Origin of the sequence: Maribacter sp., from assembly GCA_020629415.1 — a bacterium.
Lineage (GTDB): Bacteria > Bacteroidota > Bacteroidia > Flavobacteriales > Flavobacteriaceae > Maribacter > Maribacter huludaoensis.
The window spans coordinates 22,826-28,900 of sequence record JAHDDL010000040.1 but is presented as its reverse complement, the minus strand read 5'-3'; the positions used below and the strand labels follow the sequence as shown (position 1 = coordinate 28,900).

Genomic DNA, 6,075 nt, shown 5'->3' with positions numbered 1-6,075 from the left:
TATGCGAAATATAAATTAAATAAGCACACCTTTACATTAGGTAGAATGAAGATCAATACACCCTTGATCAACCCCGAAGATGGTAGAATGATACCTACTTTGGTTCAGGGTTTTTGGTATCATTTTAGTGCAGAAAAGGCAAAGTTTCAATTGGGCGTTTTAAATGAAATAGCACCAAGGTCAACAGGGGAGTTTTATGGTATTGGGGAAAGTATTGGAACTTATCCCGTAGGTAGAAATATGTATGGTAATGCATCGGCATATGCTGATAATACTGAATCTGACTATATATTAATGGCTAACGCCGAATTTAAGCTGTCAAAGGAATTAAGTGTAAATGTCTGGAACCAGTATGTGGATAACGTTTTTAATTCCATCTACATCAAACCTAAATTAAAAGTATCTAAAACTATTAGTTTAGAAGGGGAGTGGCTGCATCAAAATAAGGTAGGTGATGGTGGTAATAGTATAGATTCTCTCAGGTATTACAATCAAAATTCATCGGACATAGTAGGATTAAAAATTGGGTATAAAAGTAAAGTAGGTTTACTATCATTAGGTTACGATAGAATATTGCCGAACGGTCAATTTTTATCACCTAGAGAATGGGGTAGGGAAGACCTGTTCAGTTTTCAGAAAAGAGAACGTAGCGAAGGCTCAGCTGATAATCATGCGTTGGTGTTCAACTATGTAAATACTTCTAATGTAATTGATGAAGAATTAAATCTAAAAACTATTTTAAGTATTGGAAAACATTGGAAGGGTAGCGTAACCGATGCTACTTTGAACAAATACGCATTACCAGATTACACCCATATTAATTTAGATGTTTTCTTTACTATTAAAAAGTTAAAACATTTACGACCAGAACTATTGATCACTTCTAAAATTGCAAATGGAAATATTCCGAACAACCCAAACCTATATTTCAATAAGGTAGATATGTTTCATTTGGATATAATTTTCAATTACAATTTTTAAATTAAATCACTTTTTAACCTTACAGGTATTAGCACCGAACAAAGTGTACAACGGGCAAAAATTTATGAAAGATGTCAATATGAAAATAGCTGCAACGGCTAACGCAATATAACCTAAAACACCGGTTACCGCATTTGTAAAAAATGCAATTAGAAGAATAGCTGCAATAATAAATCTTATGTATTTGTCTGTGGTTCCCATATTTTTTTTCATGACGCTAGTTTTAAATGTTAATTGTAATGTTGGCAATATAGTATTGATTAACATAACATATTTTTTAGTTGATACATCTTTGCCCTTGCCAAAGTACTGTATTTTAAGTACGTGGCATATGACATTGGTCAGGTCAAAATTAATGGTTATGCAAGATTTCTAAAGTAACTTTGGTTACATAAAGGGCAATATAATTACAGTATTTTTGTAAAAAGTTAGCGTGCAATGGAAGCATATGTAGAGGCGTTTTTAAATGCGATTACCGGAACATTAAGTTGGACATGGAAATCTATCATTTTCGATGTGCCTTGGTATCTTAATTATTTCTGGGGACTCATTTTAATTTCCCTCATTGTTTGGGCACTTGAAATCTTTTTTCCATGGAGAAAAAATCAAGGTGTTTTTAGAAAGGATTTTTGGTTAGATGCCTTTTATATGTTTTTCAACTTCTTTTTGTTTGCCATTGCCATAAGTGGAATATACAAGATACTAGGGGTTTTCTTTGAAGATATTGGTATTAAAGCCAATAGTTTAGCCGTTATAGATACATCTAGTTGGCCTATGTGGGGTCAGTTATTGTTATTTTTTGTGGTGTTGGATTTTGTACAATGGTTTACCCATACATTACTGCATAAATATGCTTTTTTATGGAAGTTTCATCAAGTACACCATAGTGTAAAAGAAATGGGCTTTGCCGCGCATTTACGCTACCACTGGATGGAGAATATTCTTTATAAACCTTTAAAAACTTTTGGTGTAATGCTACTTGGCGGCTTTGAACCGGAACAAGCTTACGTTGTACATTTTGCTGCAATTGCCATTGGGCATTTTAACCATTCTAACATAAAGATTACATGGGGACCATTAAAATATATTTTAAATAACCCTGTAATGCATTTATACCATCATGCCTATGATTTACCAGAGGGAACATACGGTGTAAATTTCGGAATTAGCTTGAGCTTGTGGGATTATATATTTAAAACCAACTACATACCAGAAGATAGTGGTGATGTAAGATTGGGGTACCCAGGAGATGAGGAATTGCCAGAAGGTTTTTTAGGGCAGTTAATGCATGGTTTTAAATCAAAGAAGAAGTAACCGTTAATTACTTCTTCTTCAAATATTCCTATACTTTAATTAGATAATTTTCCCGTGGCACAGCTCACAAAGGATTTTGCTTTTGACAGTACTGAATTCTCTTCGTCAATACTGGGGTAGCCAATTGCTTTTAATTTAGTTTTTACGGTATTAATATCTTCTTGATTTACTGCATCAAAAGAAACCGATGATGTTTCAACATTTACCGATACATTGGTAACGGTAGAAATTTCTTCTAGTTTAGATACAATTGTTTTGGCACAGCCACCGCATTTTAAATTTTGAATAGGAATTATTGATGTCATATCTTAATTATTTTCTTTATCGTTAAAAGTTATACTCCATATACCTCTTACTTCATTCTCTTTATAACCAATAGCCTGATCATACGGATATTTGTCGTTCAATAGAAGGGTAACTTTTGAATCTATATTCGTCTCTGGAACCCCATGACAATTTAAGCACATGGTATTGGTAACAATAGGAGAATAGAATTTAGGTTTTCCATTTTCATTAGTTACTATAGGTTGGTAAGACTCGTTGTTATTAATTTTTGATTTAAAAAATTCAATATACTCAAGTTCTTCTTTGTTTGCCTGGTTGTTGGTATTTCTTGGTTTGTCACTGACCCTTCTAATTTTTGCATTGTGCACAACAGCCATACTATCTGTTAGAGGGTAGGCCTTTTCATTACAAAATTCTACAGCACCTACAGCACCGCTTTTTTGTAAGCTGGCCATTAGGTTTTTGCCTAAAACTTTTTGGGTACTCTGGGCAAACGTTTTTCCTTTTTCGAGAAGAATACTGTCATTAATAGTAGCGTTTTTGCTAGTTTCAATAGCATTTGAGCTCACTACATTATTATCATCTTTTACTTTTGACGAATCTTTACAGCTTAGCACTAAAACAGCCACTAGTAATAAAAATATCTTTTTCATGAGTATAAGATTAATAGTTAATTATATGATTTACAAGGCGCTTATTGTTTAAGTGTAAGTATTTGATATTTAAATAATTAATAGTTTAAAGTATATACTTGGTTTAATTCCAGGAATTATATCCCCCTTTTAGATCATATACTTGTACAAAGCCCATTTTTAATAATTTGCGAGCAGCCTTTTGGCTTCTTGCACCAGATCTACAATAGACATATACCGGTTTCTCTTTATCTAATTTTTCAAAGTAACTATTGAAATTGCCGGCATTGAAAATATCAACGTTTATTGCTTTTTTAATGTGACCACTATTATATTCAGATGGTGTTCTAACATCAAAAGGTTTAATGTTGTTAGTTACAATTTGCGTTGCATATTCGTTCTTGTTCAATACGGTAATATTACCTGTAGCTTCTTGATCTTTTTTACCAAAGAGTGTGCTTAAAAATGACATGGTATTTTATTTAAAATTAATATTCAACAATAGAAAGAAATGGTCTTTATATATGACCGTTTCTTTCAAAAATCAACCAATAAAAAAATTATAATGTTGTAGGGCAAACAAATTCAGAAACGGAAACTCCAGCTTCTTTTATTGCTTTAAATCCGCCTTTAACATCTATTAGATTATGTATTCCTCTACTTTTTAAAATTGAAGAAGCGATCATGCTTCTATATCCGCCCGCGCAATGCACGTAGAAAAGTTTATTGTTAGGGAATTCAGCTAAATGATCGTTTAAAAAGTCAAGCGGAGTATTCACTGCATCTATAATATGTTCAGATAAAAATTCAGATTCTTTTCTCACATCAAAAACAGGAACGTTTTCAGTCTCAATTGCTTTTTTAAGTCCGTCTGCATCAACCTGACTTACGGTATCATACTCCATTGCCGCTTTTTTCCAAGCATCGAATCCGCCTTCTAGGTAACCTAAAGTACCGTCAAAACCTACTCTAGAAAGCCTAGTTACGGTTTCTTCTTCCATACCAACAGGAGTTACCAACAATAAAGGTTGTTGAACATCTGCAATTAAAGCACCTACCCATGGAGCAAAACTACCATCCAATCCAATGAAAATGGAACGTGGAATATGACTTTTTGCAAAATCATCTTGATGACGAACATCTAAGACAATGGCACCAGTTTCATTGGCTGCCGCTTCAAAAGCAGCTGGTGATAAAGCTCTTGTGCCACGTTCCAAAACTTTTTTAACGTCCTCATAGCCTTCTTTGTTCATTTTAACGTTCAATGGAAAATATTGCGGTGGAGGTAGCAATCCGTCAATGACCTCGTCAATAAATTCGTCTTTCGTCATATCTGCACGTAAGGCATAATTCATTTTCTTTTGGTTACCCAAAGTATCTACCGTTTCTTTCATCATATTCTTTCCACAAGCAGAACCGGCACCATGAGCAGGATAAACTATTACGTCATCTGCCAACGGCATAATTTTTTCACGAAGACTATCAAATAAGAATCCTGCTAGGTCTTTCTCTGTTAATACGCCCATTTTTTGAGCAAGATCAGGTCTACCAACATCACCCAAGAATAAAGTATCTCCACTAAAAATAGCATAGTCTTTTCCTTTTTCATCACGTAAAAAATAGGTGGTACTTTCCATAGTATGACCAGGAGTGTGCAGGGCCGTAATAGTAACATTGCCAATTTTAAACTCTTGATTGTCAGTGGCAATAATGGCATCAAAAGACGGATTGGCTTTGGGTCCATATATAATATCTGCACCAGTTTCCTTGGCTAAAGTTACATGGCCACTTACAAAATCGGCATGAAAATGCGTCTCAAAAATATATTTGATCTTCGCATTATTGGAATTTGCTTTTTTAATGTAAGGTTGTACCTCCCGTAACGGGTCAATTATAGCCACTTCACCATTACTTTCAATGTAATAGGCGCCTTGTGCAAGACAGCCTGTATATATTTGTTCTACTTTCATTGTACTATATATTTTGATTAATTCCACAAAATTATCTTATGTAATGCAGGTGTACAGTGACATTGGTCACATAAGAAAAATTTTACCTAAAGAATTCCATGTAGAATATAAAAGCGGCCATTACTAAAATGAAATAGCCAAAACTTTTCTTTAGTTTGTTACCGCCAATGAAATTGCTGAGGTAGCTACCTATGAAAATGCCTATCAATGAAAGAAAGGTGAAAAGCGCTAAAAATTGCCAATCGATAAGCATAGTCATTGCATCACCTAATAAGAAACCCAACAAAGATTTTATAGCGATGATGATCAAAGAAGTGCCAACGGCAACCTTCATTTCAACGTTTGCTAAAATGACCAATGCCGGTATAATTAAAAATCCGCCCCCTGCGCCAATAAGTCCCGTAATACTTCCCACCAATAGACCTTCCAACAAAATTAGAGGGTAGTTATAGGTAACCGTTCCGGTATTCTCCATACACTTTTCTTTTTTTAGCATTGAGTAAGCTGCTGGGATCATTAAAATAGCAAACAGCCCGAACATGGCCATTCTACGTGTAAATTGAAAATTGTCTATTTCGAATAAAACATCTGGCATTGCCGGTACCACATAATGTCTTACCAAGGTTACACCTATAATGGCCGGAATACCAAAAACGATAGCAGTACGCCAATCTACGTAACCTTTTAAATGTTGTTTGTACCCACCTATAAGTGCGCTTGCACCAACAATAAAAAGGGAATAAGCAGTAGCGGCTTTTTCGTTAATGGAAAAAAGATATGCTAAAACAGGTACGGCAAGAATAGAACCACCGCCGCCAATAAGACCTAAAGATATACCAATAATTAGGGCGCTGATATACCCTAGAATATGCAATACTTCCATGTATTTAATT

The 6,075-nt window shown here is 34.5% G+C and carries 8 protein-coding genes; 2 read left to right on the top strand and 6 right to left on the bottom strand.

Features of this window, described 5'->3' with window-relative positions; genetic code table 11:
* Positions 1-981: OprD family outer membrane porin (locus QZ657_RS14310; RefSeq protein WP_291967764.1), on the top strand; the 981-nt coding region annotated here is incomplete at its 5' end.
* Between the two features lie 6 nt (positions 982-987).
* Here the strand turns inward: QZ657_RS14310 and QZ657_RS14305 are convergent.
* On the bottom strand, positions 988-1,194 hold the full coding sequence (locus QZ657_RS14305; RefSeq protein WP_276472873.1) for a DUF2892 domain-containing protein: 207 nt from the start codon (positions 1,192-1,194) through the stop codon (positions 988-990).
* 225 nt (positions 1,195-1,419) lie between these two features.
* On the opposite strand from QZ657_RS14305, the gene QZ657_RS14300 reads away from it, so the two are divergent.
* Positions 1,420-2,295 (top strand): sterol desaturase family protein, encoded by an 876-nt coding sequence (locus QZ657_RS14300; RefSeq protein WP_291967762.1) that lies wholly within the window; start codon positions 1,420-1,422, stop codon positions 2,293-2,295.
* Between the two features lie 35 nt (positions 2,296-2,330).
* Here QZ657_RS14300 and QZ657_RS14295 read toward each other — a convergent pair whose 3' ends face one another.
* The 5 genes from QZ657_RS14295 to QZ657_RS14275 all read right to left on the bottom strand — a co-directional run bounded on the left by QZ657_RS14295 (position 2,331) and on the right by QZ657_RS14275 (position 6,065).
* A complete protein-coding gene (locus tag QZ657_RS14295) occupies positions 2,331-2,600 on the bottom strand; it encodes a heavy-metal-associated domain-containing protein (protein ID WP_291967761.1) in 270 nt (89 codons plus the stop codon).
* Between the two features lie 3 nt (positions 2,601-2,603).
* On the bottom strand, positions 2,604-3,233 hold the full coding sequence (locus QZ657_RS14290) for a DUF3365 domain-containing protein (RefSeq protein ID WP_291967759.1): 630 nt from the start codon (positions 3,231-3,233) through the stop codon (positions 2,604-2,606).
* Positions 3,234-3,336: 103 nt separating this feature from the next.
* Complete coding sequence (locus QZ657_RS14285; protein ID WP_291967757.1) at positions 3,337-3,684, bottom strand: rhodanese-like domain-containing protein; 348 nt, start codon at positions 3,682-3,684, stop codon at positions 3,337-3,339.
* Between the two features lie 88 nt (positions 3,685-3,772).
* Positions 3,773-5,182: an MBL fold metallo-hydrolase gene (locus QZ657_RS14280; RefSeq protein ID WP_291967755.1), complete on the bottom strand. Its 1,410-nt coding sequence runs from the start codon at positions 5,180-5,182 to the stop codon at positions 3,773-3,775.
* Between the two features lie 82 nt (positions 5,183-5,264).
* A complete protein-coding gene (locus QZ657_RS14275) occupies positions 5,265-6,065 on the bottom strand; it encodes a sulfite exporter TauE/SafE family protein (RefSeq protein ID WP_291967752.1) in 801 nt (266 codons plus the stop codon).
* Positions 6,066-6,075: the final 10 nt, after the last annotated feature.

What these genes read in the sequence shown, in the direction of transcription:
- QZ657_RS14305 (WP_276472873.1), bottom strand. Translation starts at nt 1,194, where the DNA reads ATGAAAAAAAATATGGGAACCACAGACAAATACATAAGATTTATTATT.
- QZ657_RS14300 (WP_291967762.1), top strand. Translation starts at nt 1,420, where the DNA reads ATGGAAGCATATGTAGAGGCGTTTTTAAATGCGATTACCGGAACATTA.
- QZ657_RS14295 (WP_291967761.1), bottom strand. Translation starts at nt 2,600, where the DNA reads ATGACATCAATAATTCCTATTCAAAATTTAAAATGCGGTGGCTGTGCC.
- QZ657_RS14290 (WP_291967759.1), bottom strand. Translation starts at nt 3,233, where the DNA reads ATGAAAAAGATATTTTTATTACTAGTGGCTGTTTTAGTGCTAAGCTGT.
- QZ657_RS14285 (WP_291967757.1), bottom strand. Translation starts at nt 3,684, where the DNA reads ATGTCATTTTTAAGCACACTCTTTGGTAAAAAAGATCAAGAAGCTACA.
- QZ657_RS14280 (WP_291967755.1), bottom strand. Translation starts at nt 5,182, where the DNA reads ATGAAAGTAGAACAAATATATACAGGCTGTCTTGCACAAGGCGCCTAT.
- QZ657_RS14275 (WP_291967752.1), bottom strand. Translation starts at nt 6,065, where the DNA reads ATGGAAGTATTGCATATTCTAGGGTATATCAGCGCCCTAATTATTGGT.